Below are 680 nucleotides of genomic sequence, written 5' to 3' on the forward strand. Positions count from 1 at the left end.
TGTTTGTTTATTTGTTTGTTTGTTTGTTTGTTTCTTTATTTGAAAGTAAATTAAATGCTTTATCATTATCATTAGTATTCATTTTATATAAAATATTTTTTGGAAGAGTTTGTATTTTTTTTATGTTTGTGGCTATAAAGTTAGCTTCTAATATTTCTATTCCTATATGAGAAAGTAAATTATTAATTTTATTTTTTAATAAATCTATGTCTATATTATCTGTTAAACTTACTTCCATATATTCAGCATCACTTTCGCAGGCAAAAGGAGTAGGGGGKGTAAAYACTATTTTTTCAAGAGGGTGAAAGCCTCTGCTTAAAGATATACTAGCCCCTGCGATTTTAAAAGCACAAACCATAACACGTGATAAATCATGCATACCYARAAGWGATGATATGCCTTCTTTTTTAAACTTCATAAATACTTTATAGTTTACAGCAAATATATCTCTTTTCTTTAGAGTTTTTAATTCTTCAACCATTTGAGTAAAGTTTGTATTTAAAACTTCTTTTTTGTATTTATGGCAATATTGTTTATAATCTATACCGCAGTTTTGGCAGTTTCCTGTAAAGCAGTAGCCTGTAAACTTTCCGTTTTGAAATCTTTCGTATTCCTTGTCAAAGAATTGCTGACTTACAAGAGTGTCAATGCATTTCCAAGGCATATTTATTTTTTTGCTT

Annotated in this window: 1 protein-coding gene; it reads right to left on the reverse strand. The window is 27.7% G+C overall.

The genetic code is table 11. The features are described from left to right. Positions 1-7: 7 nt before the first annotated feature. Positions 8-680: TIGR03936 family radical SAM-associated protein (locus GQX97_RS13485; protein WP_232473422.1), on the reverse strand; the 673-nt coding region annotated here is incomplete at its 5' end.

Origin of the sequence: Brachyspira sp. SAP_772, from assembly GCF_009755885.1 — a bacterium.
Lineage (GTDB): Bacteria > Spirochaetota > Brachyspiria > Brachyspirales > Brachyspiraceae > Brachyspira.